We start from the raw sequence: 18778 nt of genomic DNA, 5'->3' as shown, positions 1-18778 counted from the left end.
CCGACCGCGGCCGGACCACCCCCGCAGAGCGTCCACCGCTGCTGCGATGCTGACACAAATTGCTGCGCAGCGGGGATGGAATTGGCTCCGAAATGGAGGCAACTCTCCCCAATCGCTACCGCTCCGGTACAGTGCGGCCAAAGGCCGCCGGGATCTGCCTCCCGTGCCCGGGCTTGCCCTTCGCGTTCGCCCCTGCGAGAAGGCAGGCATTATGATCGTGCTCGACGATATTTCGCTCCGCATTGCCGGCCGTCTCCTCCTGGACCATGCCTCGGTCGCCTTGCCCGAGAATGCGCGGGTGGGCGTCGTCGGCCGCAACGGCACCGGCAAGACCACACTCTTTAAGGCACTGATGGGCGAATTGGAGCTGGAAAGCGGCCATGTCCGCTTGCCCAGCCGGGCGCGCATCGGGCGGGTGGCGCAGGAGGCGCCGAGCGGGCCCGACAGCCTGCTGGAGCGGGTGCTGGCGGCCGACACCGAGCGCGCCGCCCTGCTTCAGGATCGCGAGACCACAACCGATCCCATGCGCATGGGCGAGATCGAGGCGCGTCTCATCGACATCAACGCCCATTCCGCGCCCGCCCGCGCCGCCCGCATCCTGGCGGGCCTCGGCTTCGACGAGGCGGCGCAGGCGCGCCCCTGTTCGGAATTTTCCGGCGGCTGGCGCATGCGCGTGGCCCTCGCGGCCCTGCTCTTCACCGAGCCGGACCTGCTGCTGCTGGACGAGCCCACCAACTATCTCGACCTGGAAGGCACGCTGTGGCTCCAGGATTATCTGGCGAGCTATCCCCGCACGGTCATCCTCATCAGCCATGATCGCGACCTGCTCGACACCTCCGTCGACCACATCCTGCATTTCTCGGGCGGCAAGCTGAACCTCTATCGGGGCAACTTCACCCAGTTCGACCGCCAGCGCCGCGAGCGCGCGCTCCTCGACCAGAAGGCCCGCAAGAAGCAGGAGGCGCACCGCGCCCATATGGAGGCCTTCATCGCCCGCTTCCGGGCCAAGGCCACCAAGGCGCGCCAGGCCCAGTCCCGCATCAAGGCACTCGCCCGCATGGAGCCTTTGGCGGCGGAGGTGAACGAGCAGGACGCGGCCATCTCCATCCGCCATCCCGAGCGCCTGCTCTCCCCGCCCATCTTGGTGCTGGAGAAGGTGGCGGTGGGCTATGAGCCCGGCAAGCCGATCCTGCGCAATCTCAACCTGCGCATCGACGAGGATGACCGCATCGCCTTGCTCGGCCCCAACGGCAACGGCAAGTCCACCTTCGCCAAGCTCATCGCCGACCGCCTGAAGGCCCAAAGCGGCAACGTGGTGCGCGCCGACAAGCTGGAAGTGGCCTATCTCGCCCAGCACCAATTGGACGAACTGGTGCCCGGCGACAGCCCGGTGCAGCATGTGCGCCGCCTGATGCCCGATGCGCCCGAGGCGCGGGTGCGGGCGCGGGCGGCGGAAATGGGTTTTTCCGGCGGGGCCGGCGACACCAAGGTGTCCGCCCTCTCCGGCGGTGAGAAGGCGCGCCTCCTTCTGGGCCTTGCGGCCTTCAACGGGCCGCACCTGCTCATCCTCGACGAGCCCACCAACCATCTGGACATCGAGGCCCGCGCCGCGCTCATCAATGCCATCAATGACTTTCCCGGCGCGGTCATCCTGGTCTCCCACGACCGGCATTTGCTGGAAGCCTGCGTCGAACGGCTGTGGATGGTCGGCGGCGGCACGGTGAAGCCCTATGACGGCGACCTCGACCAGTATCGGCGCGAACTTCTGAGCACCGCCGGCTCGGGCAAGATGTCCGGCGACGCCCGCAAGGGCGAAGAGGCGCCCGACGCGTCCGCCTCGGAGGACACCGCCGCCCCCCTGCGCAAGAAGGTGCGGGATGCGGAAGCCCTGATGGCGAAGCTGGAAAAGGACATCGCCGCCATCGACAAGCGCCTGGCCGATCCCAAGATCGAGAAATTCCCCAACGACGCCGCCCGCCTCAACAAGCAGCGGGACGAAGCTGTCGAGGCCCTCGCCCAGGCGGAGGAAGCCTGGCTGGAAGCGAGCGCGGAGCTGGAGGCGGCCACCGCCTGAGCGGGGCGGATGGCGCCTTTTTCCTGAAGCGAGAAGGGTTTTTCCGCCCCCGCACGGAACCGACGGCGGGCACGGATCGATATGTAGGGGAACCTTGTCGTCACCTGCCGCGTTCAAGCCGGCGGGGGGCTCAAGGATCGGCGCCACGGTCCCCCGTCCGCGTCCGTCCGCCGCCCAGATGAGCAATGCCCGCCATTCGCGCCTGGAATCTGTCTTCGCTCCACTCCCCCCTCCGTCCCGGCAAGGGAGGCTGACATGGCCGACCCCATCGCCCCCGGCGACGCCCCGCTCTGGTATAAGGATGCGGTGATCTACCAGCTGCACGTGAAGTCGTTCTTCGATTCCAACAATGACGGGATCGGCGACTTTCCGGGCCTCCTCGCCAAGCTGGACTACATCGCCGCTCTCGGCGTCAACGCCATCTGGCTCCTGCCCTTCTATCCCTCGCCCCGCCGGGACGATGGCTATGACATCGCCCTCTATGAGGGCGTGTCGCCGGACTACGGCACCATGGAGGATGCCCGCCGCTTCATCGAGGCGGCCCATGCCCGCGGCATTCGCGTCATCACCGAACTGGTGGTGAACCATACGTCCGACCAGCACCCCTGGTTCCAGGCCGCCCGCCGCGCGCCCAAGGGTTCGCCGGAGCGCAATTTCTATGTCTGGGCCGATGACGACCAGGGGTATCAGGGCACGCGGATCATCTTCCTGGACACCGAGAAGTCCAACTGGACCTTCGATCCGGTTGCCGGCCAGTATTTCTGGCACCGCTTCTATTCCCACCAGCCGGACCTGAACTTCGACAACCCGGAAGTGCTGGAGCGCATCCTCTCGGTCATGCGCTTCTGGCTGGACCTGGGCGTCGATGGCCTGCGGCTTGATGCCGTGCCCTATCTTATCGAGCGCGAGGGCACGTCCAACGAGAACCTCACCGAGACCCACGACATCCTGCGCAAGATCCGCGCGCATCTCGATGCCAATTATACCGGGCGCATGCTGCTGGCCGAAGCCAATATGTGGCCGGAGGACACGCAGCAATATTTCGGCGAGAATGCCGATGAATGCCACATGGCGTTCCACTTCCCGCTGATGCCGCGCATGTACATGGCGATTGCGAAGGAAGACCGCTTCCCCATCACCGACATCCTCAGGCAGACGCCCTCCATCCCCGAGACGTGCCAATGGGCCATCTTCCTGCGCAATCATGACGAGCTGACGCTGGAAATGGTCACCGACGCGGAGCGGGACTATCTGTGGACCGTCTATGCCGCAGACCGGCGGGCGCGGCTGAATCTCGGCATCCGCCGGCGCCTCGCGCCCCTTCTGGAGCGCGACCGGCGGCGCATCGAACTGATGAACGCCCTCCTCTTCACCATGCCCGGCACCCCCGTCATCTATTACGGGGACGAGATCGGCATGGGCGACAACATCCATCTGGGTGACCGCGACGGCGTGCGCACGCCCATGCAATGGTCGCCGGACCGTAATGGCGGCTTCTCCAAGGCGGATCCCGAGCAACTGGTCCTGCCACCCATCCAGGACCCGCTGTCGGGCTATTTCGCATTGAATGTGGAAGCGCAGATGCGCGACCCCCATTCGCTGCTCAACTGGACGCGCCGCATGCTGGCGGTGCGCAAGGCCCATCCCTGCTTCGGTCGCGGCGGCTTCCGGCCGCTCTATCCGGGCAACCGCAAGATTCTGGCTTATCTGCGCACCTATGAGGATGAGACCATCCTGTGCGTGGCGAACCTGTCCCAGACGCTCCAGGCGGTGGAGCTGGACCTCACGGAGTTTGATGGCCGGGTGCCGGTGGAGATGGTGGGCGGCACGCCGTTCCCGCCGGTGGGGCGCCTGCCCTATCTCCTCACCGTGCCACCTTATGGCTTCTTCGCCTTCAACCTCGCCGCCAACGTGGCCGAGCCCTCCTGGCACACCAGCCCGCCCGAGCAATTGCCGGAATTCGAGACCCTGGTGCTGCGCGCCGGCCTCGCCGATGTGCTCTCCCCGCGCAACAAGGCGATCATCGAGCAGGAGGCGCTGCCCGCTTATGTGCGCCGTCGCCGCTGGTTCACCGCGCCGGGCGACGAGACCGCTTTGCGCAAGGCCGACCGGGCGCCCATCGACCGGGCCTTCATCGAATGGGCCATGCCCCTGCCCAAGGCGGGCGACCATGTGATGGTGGTGCAGATCGTCGTGGAGGCGGGCGGCGAGAGCGCGCGCTACATGATGCCGCTCGCCATCGCCTGGGAGGACGAACAGCCGAGCCCGCTCTCCGTGCAACTGGCCTTGACCCGGGTGCGGCAGGGCCGGCGCGTGGGCTATCTCACCGACGGGCTCACACTCGACCAATTGCCCCGCGCCGTGGTGCGGGCGCTGCGCTCCGGCACGGTGCTGGAATTGCCGGATGGCGGCGAACTGCGCTTCGTGGCCGATGCGGACCTTGCCGCCCTGGAGATCCCTGAAGACGCACCGGTCCAGCGCATCGGCACGGAACAGCCGACCGCCACCATCGTCATCGAGGAAGGAGCGGCCATCCAGGTCATCCGACGTCCGTATCTGGGCGCGCAGCCGCAATCGGAGATGATCCGGCGCCTGACATCGCTTGGCTTCGAGGGCACGCCGCCTTTGCTGGGGGAAGTGGTGCGCACCACCTCCGACGGGAGGTCCGCCGTGCTGGCGCTCATGCTTGGCTTCGTGCGCAACCAGGGCAATGCCCGCAACTGGGTGTTGGACCAGGTGAGCCGCGCGCTCACCTCCTCCGCCCAATCGGGTCGAGAGATCGAGCCGGCGTTCGAGGAGCAGATGTCCGGTATCATGCCCTTCCTGCGCCAGACGGGGCGGCGGCTTGCGGAATTCCATGCCTTGATGCGGACGGAGACCGACGACCCCGCCTTCACCACCGAGTCCTTCTCGCGCACTGAGGCGGAAGCGCTGGGGGAGGCCGTGGCGGCCCTGCTCGATGGGGCGCTTCAGGCCTTGAAGGAGCCGGCGGGCCTCGCGCCCGAGGACGCCGCCCGCGCCGCCGCCATTGTGGCGGTGGGCACGGACCTGCGTGCCGTCGCCACCACCCTGGCGGGCAGCCTTGCCGGAACGCCCAAGACACGCATTCACGGCAATCTGCATCTGGGCCAGGTGCTGGTGCGCGGCAATGATGCGTGCCTCGTCAATTTCGGCGACGAGGCGGGCAAGGCGAGCCCCTGGTTCGACCTCGCCAGCCTCATGCGGGCGCTCTCGTCCGCCTCCGCCGCCTTGGTGAATGCCCCTCACGAGACGGTCGGCCTGATGACGGAGGCGCTGCGCACGGAACTGCTCGACCGGTTCGCCAGCCGTGCCGAGCGGGCCTTGCTCGGCGGCTATGCGGACGGGGCCGGCGGGTTGGAGCGTGCGCTCATCGATCTGTTCCTTCTGGAACTGGTGGCGCGAGAGATTTGCACTGGCGCGCCTGTGCCGGCTCCGGCGGTGCGCACCTTGCACGGCTTTGCCATGCGCTATGCGGGCGCCGCCGATCCCGATCTTGAAGGCACCGTCCCCGCCAAGCTGGAGGAGGCGACCCCGTGAGCACCCCCACCGCGCCCGACCTCACCCCGTCCAGCCTCTCCGTCGGCGAAGTGCATGCGCTCCTGGAAGCCCGACATGGCGATCCCTTTCGGGTGCTCGGCCCTCATTCGGCATCCGATGGCGTCGTGGTGCGGGCGATCCGGCCCGGCGCGCGCCGGGTGGAGGTGGTGGCTGGCGGCGGCGTGGTGCCCCTCGCCCCGCAGCCGGACGGCATCCTGTTCGCCGGGCAGGTGGCGGGCCTTGCTTCCCATCCGGGCGCCTATGTGCTGCGCACCACCTGGCCGGACGGCGTGGTGGAGGAGAGCGAGGACCCCTACGCCTTCCCCCTCCTCCTGAGCGACGACGACCTCTATTTCATCGGCGAGGGCAGCCACCTCAATCTTGCCGATGCGCTGGGCGCCCGCGCCATGACGGTGGAGGGCATTTCGGGCGTGCGCTTCGCGCTCTGGGCGCCCCATGCGGCAGCGGCGAGCGTGATCGGCGATTTCAACATGTGGGACCCCCGCCGCCATCCCATGCGCCGGCGCAATGGGGGCGTGTGGGAGCTGTTCGTCCCGCGCCTGTCCCCCGGCGCGGCCTATATGTTCGAGCTGATCGGCCCCGACGGCAGCCGTCTGCCCCGCAAAGCGGACCCGGTGGCGCGCGCCACCCAGTGCCCGCCGGCCACCGCTTCCATCGTGGCCGATCCCGCCCCCTTCCCCTGGCAGGACGGCGCCTGGATGGAGAGCCGCGCCAGCCGCCATGCGGCCCAGGCGCCCCTCTCCTTCTATGAGGTGCACGCCTCCTCCTGGATCCATCCCGACGGCCGCCCGCCGGACTGGGACGCCCTTGCCGACCGCCTCATCCCCTATGCCACCGACCTCGGCTTCACCCATCTGGAGCTCATGCCGGTGATGGAGCATCCGTTCGGCGGCTCCTGGGGCTATCAGCCCCTCGGCCTGTTCGCGCCCACAGCGCGCCTCGGCCCTCCCGCCGCCTTCGCCCGCTTCGTGGACCGCTGCCACCAGGCGGGGCTAGGCGTGATCCTCGACTGGGTACCGGCCCATTTCCCGTCTGACGCCCACGGCCTCGCGCATTTCGATGGCACCGCGCTCTACGAATATGCCGACCCCCGCGAGGGCTTCCATCCCGACTGGAACTCGCTGATCTACGATCTCAGCAAGCCGCAGGTGGCGGGCTTCCTCATCGCCAGCGCGCTGGAATGGTTGCGGCACTTCCATGTGGACGGGCTGCGCGTGGATGCGGTCGCCTCCATGCTCTATCGCGACTATTCGCGAAAGCCGGGCGAATGGATCCCCAACATCCATGGCGGCAAGGAGAACCTGGAGGCCATCGCCTTCCTGCGCCGCCTCAACGAGACGGTGGCGCGGGAAGTGCCCGGCGCGCTGGTGATCGCCGAGGAATCCACCGCGTGGCCGGGCGTCACCGCGCCGGTCAGCGAAGGAGGGCTCGGCTTTTCCTTCAAGTGGAACATGGGCTGGATGCATGACAGCCTGCGCTATATGGGGCGCGACCCCATCCATCGGCGCTTCCACGGCTCGGACCTGACCTTCGGCCTTGTCTATGCGTTCTCGGAGCGCTACGTGCTGCCCATCTCCCATGACGAGGTGGTGCACGGAAAGGGCTCGCTGCTTGCCCGCATGCCCGGCGACCACTGGCAGCGCTTTGCGAACCTGCGGGCCTATCTCGGCTTCATGTGGGGCCATCCCGGCAAGAAGCTGCTGTTCCAGGGCTGCGAGATCGCCCAACCCACCGAATGGGACCACGACAGCGCCCTGCCCTGGGAACTTCTGGGCGAAGGCGCCCATCGGGGCGTGCAGTCTCTCGTGCGGGACCTGAACCAGCTTTATGGCGCCCATCCCGCACTTCACGCCGGGGATGCGGACCCGAACGGCTTCCACTGGGTTGTGGAGGACGACGCGGAGAATTCCGTCTTCGCCTTCCTGCGCCAGGCCCCCGGCGCCGCCCCCATCCTGGTGGTGTGCAACATGACCCCCACCCCGCGCGCGGGCTACCGCATCGGTGTGCCCCACGGCGGCCGGTGGCGGGAACTCCTGAACACCGACGCCCCGCTCTATGGCGGCTCGGGGGTGGGCAATCTCGGCGGGGTCACCGCGCAGGACATAGCAAGCCACGGCTTTTCCCACGCCCTCGATTTGACCTTGCCGCCCCTTGCCGCCTTGTTCCTGACCCCGCAGGAGACGTGATGAGCCCCCTCTTCCCCGACCGCCTGGAGCCCGGCAAGCCTTATCCCCTCGGTGCCCATGCGGACGGGCTGGGGGTGAATTTCGCGGTCTTCTCCGCTCATGCGGAAAAGATCGAATTGTGCATTTTCGACGAGCGGGGCCGGCGGGAAGTGGCCCGCCTGGCGCTACCCGAATGCACCGACGAGGTCTGGCACGGTTACCTGCCCGGCGCCTCCGAGGGTCTGGTCTACGGCTATCGCGCCCATGGTCCCTATGATCCTGGGCGCGGGCACCGGTTCAATCCGGCCAAGCTCCTCATCGATCCCTATGCGCGCCAGCTCACCGGCGCGCCGCGCTGGTCGGACAGCCTGTTCTCCTACCGTCTCCAGAGTGGCCGGGCGGATCTTGCCATGGACCGCCACGACAGCGCCCCCGCCATGCCCAAATGCGTGGTGATGGACACCCCCACCGACTGGGCGGACCGCCGCCCCGACGTGCCCTGGCCCGACACGGTCATCTATGAGGCCCATCTGCGCGGCCTGTCCATGAAGCGCGACGACATGGAGCCGCGGGTTCGGGGCACCTTCGCGGCGCTGGGTGATCCGCGCCTCATCGATCACCTCCACCGGCTCGGCGTCACCAGCGTGGAATTGCTGCCCGTGCACGCCTTCCTCCAGGACCGCTTCCTGGTGGAGCGGGGGCTGCGCAATTATTGGGGCTATTCCACCCTCTCTTATTTCGCGCCCGAGCCGGCCTTTCTCGGCCCGGCGGGCCTGAGAGAAATCCGGGGCGCGGTGCGACGCCTCCATGCAGCGGGCATCGAGGTGATCCTCGACGTGGTCTATAACCACACCTGCGAAGGCAATGAGCTGGGTCCCACCTTCTCCTTCAAGGGCCTCGACAATGCCAGCTATTACCGGCTGATGCCCGACAATCCGCGCTATTACATCAACGACACCGGCTGCGGGAACACGGTCAACCTCTCCCATCCGCGCGTGCTGCAGATGGTGATGGATTCCCTGCGCTATTGGGTGGAAGCCTTCCATGTGGATGGCTTCCGCTTCGATCTCGGCGTGACGCTCGCCCGTGAGCCCAACGGCTTTGATCCAGGCTGCGGCTTCCTGGACGCCATCCGGCAGGACCCGCTGCTCTCGCGGGTAAAGCTCATCGCCGAGCCCTGGGACATCGGACCGGACGGCTACCAGCTCGGCAACTTCCCGCCTGGCTTTGCCGAATGGAACGACCGCTTCCGCGACGGCGTGCGCCGCTTCTGGCGGGCCGAGCCCGGCCAGCGGGGCGAACTGGCGGCCCGCCTTGCGGGCACCAGCGAGGCCTTCGACATGCGCGCGCGCAAGCCCTGGGCCTCGGTGAATTTCCTCGCCGCCCATGACGGCTTCACGCTGGCCGACCTCACCGCCTATGATGAGAAGCACAACGAGGCCAATGGCGAGGATAATCGCGACGGCCATGGCGCCAACTTCTCCGCCAATTGGGGCGCGGAAGGGCCGACCGACGACCCCGCCATCCTCAAGACCCGCCACCAGGTGCGCAAAGCGCTGCTCGCGACCCTGATGCTCTCCCAGGGCACGCCTATGCTGCTGGCCGGCGACGAGTTCGGCCGCACGCAGAACGGCAACAACAACGCCTATTGCCAGGACAATGACATCTCCTGGATCGACTGGTCGCTGGCCGGCACGGACGAGGGCGCCGAGCTGATCGACACCTTCGCCCGCCTCGCGGCCCTGCGCCGGCGCTTCCGATTGCTGCGGGCGCCCCGTTTCCTGCACGGCCACCACGAGCCCCTACCCGGCATGGCGGACATTTCCTGGTTCGACGAGCACGGCACGCAGCTTGAGGGCGATGGCTGGCATGCGGATGGCGGCCACACCCTCAATCTGCGCCGCGCCGGCCCGGCGACGGATGGCGGCACGGACGTGCTGCTGCTGCTCATCAACGGCAAGGGGGAGGACACCACCTTTCAGTTGCCGGAACCGCCTCAGGACTGGCGGCTGGTGTTTGACAGCTCCGCCCAGCCCGAAGGCGAGCCCCTTGTGGAGGGCGAGACGCGCCTTGCCGGGCGCAGCGTGCGCCTGCTTGCAGCGCATCTCCCCGCCGCCTGATCGACCATCCCGAAGGACCTTGCGCATGACCGACGCGCTCACTCGCCTGGCCTCCCGCGCCGGCCTCTCGCCCCAATGGACGGACGCGTTCGGCCGGCCGCAAACCGTCTCGCCCGAGGTGCTGCGCGCCTTGCTGGCGACGCTGGGCCTGCCCGCCGCCACCGAGGCGCAGGTGGCCGAAAGCCTCGCCGCCCTGGAGCGCGAGCAGGCGGCCGTGACCCCGCCTCTCGTCACCGCCGATGCGGGCGCGCCGATCTGCTTGCCCTTCGCGGAGCGGAATGGGCGCGTGCGCTACCGCATCCGGCTGGAAGGCGGTGGCACGGTGGAGGGCGAAGCGGAGGCCGCCGGCGGCCTGCTTCCCCTGCCGGCGTTGGGGGATGCAGGCTATCACCGGCTTGAGGCGGGCGACGTTGTCACCACCCTGGCAGTGGCGCCGGAGCGCTGCTTCAGCGTGGGGGACGCTGTGCAGCGCCAGGATCCACGCCTCTGGGCGCTTGCGGTGCAGGTCTATGGGCTGCGGCGGACGGGGGATGGCGGCATCGGTGACTTTACCGGGCTCGGCGCATTCGCGGCGGACGCGGCGCGTTCGGGCGCCGCAGGGCTGGTTATGAGCCCGGTCCATGCTGCCTTTTCCGCCGACGCCAACCATTTCAGCCCCTATTCGCCCTCCAGCCGCTTGTTCTTGAACGCCCTTCATGCGGACCCGGCCGTGGTGTTTGGCCCCGAGGCTGTGGCGGGCGCCATTGCGACCCTGGGCGCCGGTACGGACATGGCGGCGCTGGAGGCCGCCCCGCAGGTGGACTGGCCGAAGGCCGGCCCCCTGAAGCTCTCCCTCATGCGCCACCTGTGCGCGAAGGTTCTGCCCCAGCGCCCCGACCTCTTGGCGGATCTGGCGGCCTTCCGCCGGGAGGGCGGGCAAATGCTGGAGGACCATGCCCGCTTCGAGGCCCTCCACGCCGCGCAGTTCGGCACCGACCCGTTCAAATGGCAATGGCGCTCCTGGCCGGAAGGGCTGCGACATCCCCGGTCACCGGAGGTGGAACGGTTCGCGCAGGATCATGCGGACGCCGTGACCTTCCATGCGGCCCTGCAATGGATGGCCGCCCGCTCCCTCCAGGCGGCGCAGGACACCGCGCGGTCCGCCGGCATGCCCATCGGCCTCATCGCGGATCTCGCAGTGGGCGCTGATGGCGGCGGCAGCCAGGCCTGGGGACGGCAGGAGGAGATGCTCATCGGCGCCACCGTGGGCGCCCCGCCCGATCTCCTCAATTCCATCGGCCAGGGCTGGGGCCTTGCGGCCTTTTCGCCGCGCGGGCTGGTAAATGGCGGGTTCGGCATGTTCCGCGACATGCTGGGCGCGGTGATGGCCCATGCGGGCGGGGTGCGCATCGACCATGTAATGGGCCTGTCCCGCCTCTGGCTCATCCCCGACGGGGCGCCGCCCGCGGCTGGCGCCTATCTGGCCTATCCGTTCGCCGACATGATCCGGCTGGTGGCGCTGGAATCCCAGCGCCGGCAGGCCATCGTGCTGGGCGAGGATCTGGGCACCGTGCCCTTCGGCTTCCGCGAGACGCTGGCGGGGCGTGGCATATTGGGGCTCCAGGTGCTGTGGTTCGAGCGGGAGGGCGCGGGCTTCAAGCGCGCCGCCGACTATTCAACCCTCGCCAGCGCCGTCACCGGCACTCATGATCTGCCCACCGTCCATGGCTGGTGGCGCGGCGGCGACATCACCTGGCGTGCGCCGCTCGGCCTTCTGGGCGAAGGCCGCACCGAGGCGGACGAGCGCGCCGAGCGCGAGGCAGACCGCGCCGCGCTCTGGCAGGCGCTTGGCGCTGAAGGCACGGCACCGGCGTCCGAGGAGCCGGATGGCGTCCTGAAGGCGGCGCTGGATTTTGTCGGCCGCACCCCCTCCCCCCTGGTGGTGGTGCCGCTGGAAGATGCGCTCGGGCGCACCGAGCAGCCCAACCTGCCGGGCACGGTGGACGAGCACCCCAACTGGCGCCGCCGCTATGACGGCGCGGCCGACACGCTGCTGGACGGACCAGACGTTCAGACCCGCCTAGCCACCCTAGCGCGGGCCCGCGCGACCTCCTGAACGGGCGCCCGCTCAAGCCCCGCATCCTCCTCAAGCCCCACCCTTGCACCCCGGCCTCCCGCGCCCCATATCGGGAAGCGTCGGGGTGCCGCTTAGGGCCCCGGCGGGAAGATGGCCGGATAGGACATCTTCCGAACCGCAAAGTCGCTTGACGAGGACTTTGGACATGTCGCGTATTTCCTCGCTGTCGAACCCGTTTCTGCTCGGCTTCGACGAGGTTGAGCGGGCGCTCGACCGGGTCACCAAGGGGTCGGAAGGCTATCCCCCCTACAATGTGGAACGGATCGACGCCGACGGCGGGCCGCTGAAGCTGCGCATCACCCTTGCGGTGGCAGGCTTTACGTCCGAACAGCTGGAAATCACGCTTGAAGAGAAGGAACTCACCATTCGCGGTCGCCAGACCGAGGAGGTGGACGGCCGTGTCTTCCTGCACCGGGGGATTGCCGCGCGTCAGTTCCAGCGCACCTTTGTTCTGGCCGAGGGCATGAATGTGCTCGGCGCGGAACTGCGCAACGGTCTTCTGTCCATCGATCTCGTCCGGCCAGAGCCGACCCGGCTCGCAAAACGTATCGACATCGTCTCCCGCTCGTGAAGGGGAACGGTGGTTCGACGTGACGCGTTTGCGGAGAGAGAGGAAGAGACAATGATCGAGAAGAGCACCCCCGACACCATCACCATCACGCCCGAGGCGCTCGCAGGCCTCGGCGGCGGAGAGATCGCCTATGTGCGGACCATCCGCTCGGAGGACGTGCAGCAGATGTTTCCCCAGGCGCCCGAAATCGCGCCGGGCATGACCCTGTTCACCCTCCATGCGGCCGATGGCACGCCCATCATGCTCACCGACAGCCGCGAGGCGGCGCTTGCCAATGCCAGCCAGCACGCGCTGGTGACGCTTTCCGTGCACTGACACCCGGCGGCCGGGGCGGACGCCCGTCCGCTCCCCCGCCGGCCCATGCAGCGCTTCGCCTTCCGGATGTTCGTGACAGACTTGCCCGCGGGCGAGTGCCGACCCAGCCTGCGCGTGCCGACGTGATCGCTCGCGATCAGGCGGCGTCGGAGGCTGGCGTGGTGGTGAGAAGCGTATAGATCGCCGAGGCATCGCGCGTGGCGCGCAGCTTTTCGGCGGTTTCCGGGTCACGCAGCATGCGCGCCACCCGCGCCAGCGCCTTGAGATGATCGGCGCCCGCCGCTTCCGGCGCGAGCAGGAGGAAGATAAGATCCACCGGCTCGCCGTCCAGCGCCTCGAAATCGATGGGCTTTTCCAGCCGTGCAAAGGCGCCGAACAGCTTCGGCAGGCCCGGCAGCTTGCCATGCGGGATGGCAATGCCGCTGCCAACGCCGGTGGAGCCGAGACGCTCCCTCTGAAGAAGCGTCTCGAACACCTCGCGCTGGTCGCGGTCCACAAGCGCGGCCGCCTGATGGGCAAGCTCCTGGAGAGCTTGCTTCTTGCTGCTCGCCCTCAATGACGGGAACACCGCTTCGGGAGCGAGGAGATCAGCGAGAGGCATGAATGCTTATCCCTGGCATCATCGGGCTCGGGCAGGCCGCCGGCCGAGGCTCATGCCTGCCCTGAAGCCCGACGGCCATCAATGTTTTTCTTCGGATGAGAAGGCGGCCGGATCCACCCAGCCCACATGCCCGTCCGGGCGGCGATAGACCACGTTCACGCGGCCATGGCCGGCGTGCCGGAAGACGACCACGGGCGCGCCCGTGATTTCCAGCTCCACCACCGCGTCACGCACCGAGAGGTTGCGCAGCTTGGTGGCCTGCTCGGCCACCACGGTGGGGCTCCAGCCCTCCAGCTCTTCCTCCTCGGCATCCACGTCCGGCACATCGAGCACGTAGCTCTGGGCGGCAAAGGCGCCATTGACGCCCACCACATTGCCGTGGCCATGGCGGTCCTTGACGCGCTGCCGGTAGCGCCGCAGCCGCTTCTCGATCTTCTCGATGGCAGCATCGGCGCAGGCATTGGCGTCCTGGGCCGCGCCATGGGCCTGGAGGTTCACGCCGGAATCCAGGTGCAGCATGCACTCGGACTTATACCCGGATCCCTCGCGGGCCACGGTGACATGGCCGGACCATCCGCCGTCGAAATATTTGGAGAGCACCTCGGTGATGCGATCCGACAGGCGGTGACGGAGAGCTTCTCCCACGTCGATGTTCTTACCCGAGACGCGTAGAGCCATGCGATTTGATCCCCTTTGGGTAACGGATGCGGTTCCCCACCCGAAGACCCTGTTCTTGCAAACCGGCCGGCTTATCAGTGGTAGGAGCGAGCGGGCGAACTGTCAACGAAATGCCGCACGTCAACCTGGAGGCCGCATGGTTGCTGGCCCCGCCGCCACCCCCTTGGGGCATCCTCCCCTGCCCTGATGCCACGAAATGGCCATCACGCCCCCGACTCAACGGACGTTTGAGGCGGGCGCAAGGGACACGGGCGCGCGGCACGGGGCAAAAAAACACCCCCGGCCCTTTCGGACCGGGGGCGGTGTCACACAAAACCGAAAGGCTGGATCAGGCGATCTCGGAGACGCCCTTGCGCTCGTTGCGCTTGCGCTCGTTGGGATCGAGGAAGCGCTTGCGCAGGCGGATGGACTTGGGGGTCACCTCCACCAGCTCGTCGTCCTGAATCCAGGCCAGCGACCGCTCCAGCGTCATGCGGATCGGGGGCGTCAGGCGCACCGCCTCGTCCTTGGAGGTGGTGCGGATGTTGGTGAGCTTCTTGCCCTTGAGCACGTTCACTTCCAGGTCATTGTCCCGGTTGTGGATGCCCACGATCATGCCCTGATAGACCTTCCAGCCGGGCTCGATCACCATCGGGCCGCGATCTTCCAGGTTCCACAGGGCATAGGCCACCGCCTCGCCGGACTCATTGGAAATGAGCACGCCGTTCACCCGCTGCGGGATCTCGCCCTTATAAGGCTCGTAGGCCTTGAACAGGCGGTTCATAATGGCCGTGCCGCGGGTGTCGGTGAGCAGTTCCGACTGGTAGCCGATGAGGCCGCGGGTGGGGGCGTGGAAGACCAGGCGCTGGCGGTTGCCACCGGAGGGGCGCATTTCCACCATGTCGGCGCGGCGCTCGGACATCTTCTGCACCACGGTGCCGGAATATTCCTCGTCCACGTCGATGACCACTTCCTCGATGGGCTCCAGCGTCTCGCCATTCTCCCCTTGGGAGTAGACGACGCGCGGCCGCGACACGGCGAGTTCGAAGCCCTCGCGGCGCATGGTCTCGATGAGGATGGCCAGCTGGAGTTCGCCACGGCCGGACACGAAGAAGGAGTCCTTGTCGGCGGATTCCTCGATCTTCAGCGTCACATTGCCCTCGGCCTCCTTGAACAGGCGGTCGCGGATCATGCGGCTGGTCACCTTGTCACCCTCGGTGCCGGCCAGCGGCGAATCGTTCACCAGGAACGACATGGTCACAGTGGGCGGGTCGATGGGCTGGGCCTGGATGGGGGTATCCACCGACAGGTCGCAGAAGGTATCGGCCACCGAGCCCTTCACGAGGCCGGCGATGGAGACGATGTCTCCCGCCTCGCCCATCTCGATGGGCTGGCGCTCGATGCCGCGGAAGGCGAGGATCTTGGAGACGCGGCCGGTTTCCACCAGGTTGCCGTTGCGGTCGAGCACCTTGATGGACTGGTTCGGCTTCACCGTGCCGGAGGCGATGCGCCCGGTGATGATGCGGCCGAGGAAGGGATTGGCCTCCAACAGCGTGCCCAGCATGCGGAACGGCGCGTCGTCCACATGGGCCGGGGGCACATGCTTCACCACCAGGTCGAACAACGGGGCCAGGCCCTGGTCATTGGGGCCTTCGGGCGCGTCGGCCATCCAGCCGTCGCGGCCGGAGCCGTAGAGGATGGGGAAGTCGAGTTGCTCGTCGGTGGCGTCCAGCGCCGCGAACAGGTCGAACACCTCGTTGATGACTTCCTGCGGGCGGCCGTCGGGACGATCCACCTTGTTGATGGCGACGATGGGCTTGAGGCCGATCTTCAGCGCCTTGCCGACCACGAACTTGGTCTGCGGCATGGGACCCTCGGCGGCGTCCACCAGCACGATGGCGCCGTCCACCATGGACAGGATGCGTTCCACCTCGCCGCCGAAGTCGGCATGGCCGGGCGTGTCCACGATGTTGATGCGGATGTCCTTCCACACCACCGACGTGGCCTTGGCCAGGATGGTGATGCCCCGTTCCTTTTCCAGGTCGTTGGAATCCATGACGCGCTCGGCCACCCGCTGGTTCTCGCGGAACGAGCCGGACTGCTGGAGCAGCTTGTCCACGAGCGTGGTCTTGCCGTGGTCGACGTGGGCGATGATGGCGATGTTGCGCAGCTGCATGGGGTTCCAAACACCAAAACGCGGGCCCGACGTGCTCGGACCCGCTTGCCGTAATTTTGCGCCGCAAAATACACATTACCCGCCGCAAAGCAATGTTGCGTGGCGCCAACCTGCGGCGGCGGCTCCAATTGCAGGGGCGTTACGAGCGCCGGTCGAGTATGTGGAGCGGCGTCAGACCAGATCCCCGGGCCTGCCGCGCCACATGCGCCAAACGGCCGACACTGCGGCTTTACATGCGCCGCATGGCCCAGAGGCGGCGGATCTGGTCCGGCCGCAGCGTCCGCCCGTCGGGGGTCCTCAGCCACGCCACCTCGTGGTCCGAAGGCAGCTGGGTCATGGCGAAGGTCACAGCATCATCGACCGTGGGGAACTCATAGGGCTCGGGCCAGTGGTCCGGCGCGTTCACCGAGCGGGACGAGGACCAGTATTGCAGGAGGGCCGTTCCCTCGCCGGCACCTGCTTCCTCCAGATGGGTGTGGGGCTTGTCCATCAGCTTGCCCTCCTTGTGCGCATCTCCCCCCAACTGTCCGGTCAACCCGCATGCGGGCCTTTTGTTCCCGCCGGCGTGGCAGAGGAGGAGTTGCGAAACCGGCGTGAACTGAGCAGAAGGACCCGGCGGGGAGACCTCATGATCACGCTGGAACTCTGGTACGGGCTCATCGTAAGCCTCATCAATATCGCCCTCCAGGCGATCGCGACGGTGGCCACGATCCGGCTGCTGCGCGTTGCCTCCACGCGGCTCACCGCCCACCGGAAGGTCGCGACGCTCATGGTGGTGATGATGATGACGGCAGCGGTGCTCACCCTCGCTCACATCATCCAGGTGCGGATCTGGGCCCTGTCCTATGTGATGGTCGGCGCCGTGGCCCACGCGCAAAACGCCTTTTACCTGGCCTTCGTGAACTTCACCACGCTCGGCTATGGCGACATCCTGCCATCGCCCGACTGGCGCATTCTCGGCCCGCTCACGGCCGCCAACGGCATGCTGCTGTTCGGCTGGTCCACGGCCCTGATGTTCGCCGTGCTCTCCCGGGTGCTGCGGCTGCTACGGATCAATTAGAGGAGGGGCGTCAGCCCCCCCCCGGGGGGTCCAAAGACCAATGCAGGCCTAATCGCACGTAACGCGCAAGCCGGAAGCGAAGTCTCCTCGGCTTTTGACATTATATGGATCAAGCTGAAAAATAATTCTTTCCCCTTCACTGGGGCGCAAGACGCGTGATGTGTTGCACTCTCCACTGTCGAAGCAATATCCGATCCGAACGGCTTGGTAAGACGTTGAACAGACCAGATTTTTATAAGTACAATTTTTAAGGACGGGGTGAGATCGATAAGCAGAACACGCTTCATAGCGCGTGTTGCATACGACGCCGGCCGAACAGCTTTCAGCTCGAGCACCTGCCCCCACGGCCAACACACTGAAAAGAAGAGAGATTGCCACCCTCATAGACCAGACTCCGCTGAACTCTGCGAAGCTTAGGGCTCCATTTTGAGCCCGCATCCCTCAATTGGAGGAGCTCAGCCGAGGATGATGTGGGTCTGCCTTCCTCCTTCGTGCTGATCGCGGTCCCGCCATCAGCAAGCCTCTCAGCTGCAATCTATTTCAGCCGCCCCAGCAGCGCCTGAGCCGCCGCCGGCGCCCGCTCCTTGGCGCCGTTGATGAAATAGAGGAAGCAGTCGCGCTTTTTCTTCGCCGTGCCAGCCGGGTGAGGCGCGATCGTCCTCAACCCCTCCGGCGTCCCGCCCTTTTCCCAACGCCGCGCGCGGTCCGCCCAGTCATCGAGCGCCGCCGCCTCATAGCCGGTCTCGATCTCCGCCTTCGCGTCCTGGAGGCGGGCATAGACGAAGTCGGCGGTCACATCGGCGATCTGCGGATAGTCCGGGCTGTCCGCCACCACCACCGCCACGTTGCGGGCGCGCACCAGATCGAGGAAAGCGGGGCAGCAGAAGCTCTCGTGGCGCACCTCCACTGCATGGCGCAGGGCGAGCCCGCCGGCCATTTCCGGCAGGAGGTCCAGGAAGGCGGCAAAGTCGTCGGGATCGAACGCCTTGGTGGGGGCGAACTGCCAGTTGATGGGGCCGAGCTTGTCGCCCAGCTCCGCGAGGCCGCTGTCCACGAACTTGCCGATGCTCTCCCCCGCCTCGGCCAGCACCCGGCGGTTGGTGGCATAACGCGGCGCCTTCAGGGAGAAGACGAAGCCCTCCGGCACCGCCTCCGCCCAGGCGCGGAAGGTCTTGGGCGTCTGGGTGCGGTAGAAGGTGCCGTTCACCTCGATGGAGGTGACGGCGCGCGCGGCATGCTCCAGTTCCCGCGCATGGGGCAGGCCCTTGGGGTAGAAGCTCCCCCGCCAGGGCTCGTACGTCCAGCCGCCGATGCCAACCCGGATGCTCATGTCTCACCCTCTAT

At 67.3% G+C, this 18778-nt stretch carries 13 protein-coding genes; 8 read left to right on the top strand and 5 right to left on the bottom strand.

Features of this window, described 5'->3' with window-relative positions:
• Nucleotides 1-211 precede the first annotated feature (211 nt).
• From J5J86_RS05970 to J5J86_RS05940, 7 genes are all read left to right on the top strand, one after another.
• A complete protein-coding gene (locus tag J5J86_RS05970; RefSeq protein ID WP_209103954.1) occupies nucleotides 212-2074 on the top strand; it encodes an ABC-F family ATP-binding cassette domain-containing protein in 1863 nt (620 codons plus the stop codon).
• 255 nt (nucleotides 2075-2329) lie between these two features.
• Nucleotides 2330-5632, top strand: a complete 3303-nt coding sequence (gene treS / locus J5J86_RS05965; RefSeq protein ID WP_209103953.1) for a maltose alpha-D-glucosyltransferase — start codon at nucleotides 2330-2332, stop codon at nucleotides 5630-5632.
• Nucleotides 5629-7839, top strand: a complete 2211-nt coding sequence (gene glgB, locus J5J86_RS05960) for a 1,4-alpha-glucan branching protein GlgB (protein ID WP_247658112.1) — start codon at nucleotides 5629-5631, stop codon at nucleotides 7837-7839. The genes treS and glgB overlap by 4 nt, the downstream gene beginning before the upstream one ends.
• Nucleotides 7839-9938: a glycogen debranching protein GlgX gene (gene glgX / locus J5J86_RS05955; RefSeq protein ID WP_209103952.1), complete on the top strand. Its 2100-nt coding sequence runs from the start codon at nucleotides 7839-7841 to the stop codon at nucleotides 9936-9938. The genes glgB and glgX overlap by 1 nt, the downstream gene beginning before the upstream one ends.
• A gap of 25 nt (nucleotides 9939-9963) precedes the next feature.
• Entirely contained in the window at nucleotides 9964-12033 is a 2070-nt protein-coding gene (malQ, locus tag J5J86_RS05950) for a 4-alpha-glucanotransferase (protein ID WP_209103951.1), read from the top strand.
• 166 nt (nucleotides 12034-12199) lie between these two features.
• On the top strand, nucleotides 12200-12625 hold the full coding sequence (locus tag J5J86_RS05945; RefSeq protein WP_209103950.1) for an Hsp20 family protein: 426 nt from the start codon (nucleotides 12200-12202) through the stop codon (nucleotides 12623-12625).
• A 51-nt stretch (nucleotides 12626-12676) separates the two neighbouring features.
• On the top strand, nucleotides 12677-12940 hold the full coding sequence (locus J5J86_RS05940) for a BQ00720 family protein (RefSeq protein WP_209103949.1): 264 nt from the start codon (nucleotides 12677-12679) through the stop codon (nucleotides 12938-12940).
• A 136-nt stretch (nucleotides 12941-13076) separates the two neighbouring features.
• Here the strand turns inward: J5J86_RS05940 and ptsN are convergent, their stop codons facing one another.
• The 4 genes from ptsN to J5J86_RS05920 all read right to left on the bottom strand — a co-directional run bounded on the left by ptsN (nucleotide 13077) and on the right by J5J86_RS05920 (nucleotide 16864).
• Nucleotides 13077-13541 carry a PTS IIA-like nitrogen regulatory protein PtsN gene (gene ptsN / locus J5J86_RS05935; RefSeq protein ID WP_209103948.1) on the bottom strand — a complete coding sequence of 155 codons (465 nt, stop codon included), beginning with the start codon at nucleotides 13539-13541 and terminating at the stop codon, nucleotides 13077-13079.
• A gap of 78 nt (nucleotides 13542-13619) precedes the next feature.
• Complete coding sequence (hpf, locus tag J5J86_RS05930) at nucleotides 13620-14219, bottom strand: ribosome hibernation-promoting factor, HPF/YfiA family (protein WP_209103947.1); 600 nt, start codon at nucleotides 14217-14219, stop codon at nucleotides 13620-13622.
• Nucleotides 14220-14547: 328 nt separating this feature from the next.
• Nucleotides 14548-16374, bottom strand: a complete 1827-nt coding sequence (gene typA, locus J5J86_RS05925) for a translational GTPase TypA (RefSeq protein ID WP_209103946.1) — start codon at nucleotides 16372-16374, stop codon at nucleotides 14548-14550.
• Nucleotides 16375-16603: 229 nt separating this feature from the next.
• Nucleotides 16604-16864: a hypothetical protein gene (locus tag J5J86_RS05920; protein ID WP_209103945.1), complete on the bottom strand. Its 261-nt coding sequence runs from the start codon at nucleotides 16862-16864 to the stop codon at nucleotides 16604-16606.
• A gap of 138 nt (nucleotides 16865-17002) precedes the next feature.
• On the opposite strand from J5J86_RS05920, the gene J5J86_RS05915 reads away from it, so the two are divergent.
• On the top strand, nucleotides 17003-17434 hold the full coding sequence (locus tag J5J86_RS05915; RefSeq protein WP_209103944.1) for a potassium channel family protein: 432 nt from the start codon (nucleotides 17003-17005) through the stop codon (nucleotides 17432-17434).
• Between the two features lie 535 nt (nucleotides 17435-17969).
• Here the strand turns inward: J5J86_RS05915 and J5J86_RS05910 are convergent.
• A complete protein-coding gene (locus tag J5J86_RS05910) occupies nucleotides 17970-18764 on the bottom strand; it encodes a DUF72 domain-containing protein (protein WP_209103943.1) in 795 nt (264 codons plus the stop codon).
• Nucleotides 18765-18778: the final 14 nt, after the last annotated feature.

The organism is Aquabacter sp. L1I39 (assembly GCF_017742835.1).
Taxonomy (GTDB): domain Bacteria; phylum Pseudomonadota; class Alphaproteobacteria; order Rhizobiales; family Xanthobacteraceae; genus L1I39.
Note: the sequence above shows the minus strand (reverse complement) of the source record. Positions and strands in the feature narration are given on the sequence as shown.

Excerpts from the sequence above, each read along its gene's own strand:
- J5J86_RS05915 (WP_209103944.1), top strand. The coding sequence starts at position 17,003 with ATGATCACGCTGGAACTCTGGTACGGGCTCATCGTAAGCCTCATCAAT.
- typA (WP_209103946.1), bottom strand. The coding sequence starts at position 16,374 with ATGCAGCTGCGCAACATCGCCATCATCGCCCACGTCGACCACGGCAAG.
- J5J86_RS05945 (WP_209103950.1), top strand. The coding sequence starts at position 12,200 with ATGTCGCGTATTTCCTCGCTGTCGAACCCGTTTCTGCTCGGCTTCGAC.
- J5J86_RS05940 (WP_209103949.1), top strand. The coding sequence starts at position 12,677 with ATGATCGAGAAGAGCACCCCCGACACCATCACCATCACGCCCGAGGCG.
- J5J86_RS05920 (WP_209103945.1), bottom strand. The coding sequence starts at position 16,864 with ATGGACAAGCCCCACACCCATCTGGAGGAAGCAGGTGCCGGCGAGGGA.
- hpf (WP_209103947.1), bottom strand. The coding sequence starts at position 14,219 with ATGGCTCTACGCGTCTCGGGTAAGAACATCGACGTGGGAGAAGCTCTC.
- treS (WP_209103953.1), top strand. The coding sequence starts at position 2,330 with ATGGCCGACCCCATCGCCCCCGGCGACGCCCCGCTCTGGTATAAGGAT.
- ptsN (WP_209103948.1), bottom strand. The coding sequence starts at position 13,541 with ATGCCTCTCGCTGATCTCCTCGCTCCCGAAGCGGTGTTCCCGTCATTG.
- J5J86_RS05970 (WP_209103954.1), top strand. The coding sequence starts at position 212 with ATGATCGTGCTCGACGATATTTCGCTCCGCATTGCCGGCCGTCTCCTC.
- glgX (WP_209103952.1), top strand. The coding sequence starts at position 7,839 with ATGAGCCCCCTCTTCCCCGACCGCCTGGAGCCCGGCAAGCCTTATCCC.
- J5J86_RS05910 (WP_209103943.1), bottom strand. The coding sequence starts at position 18,764 with ATGAGCATCCGGGTTGGCATCGGCGGCTGGACGTACGAGCCCTGGCGG.
- malQ (WP_209103951.1), top strand. The coding sequence starts at position 9,964 with ATGACCGACGCGCTCACTCGCCTGGCCTCCCGCGCCGGCCTCTCGCCC.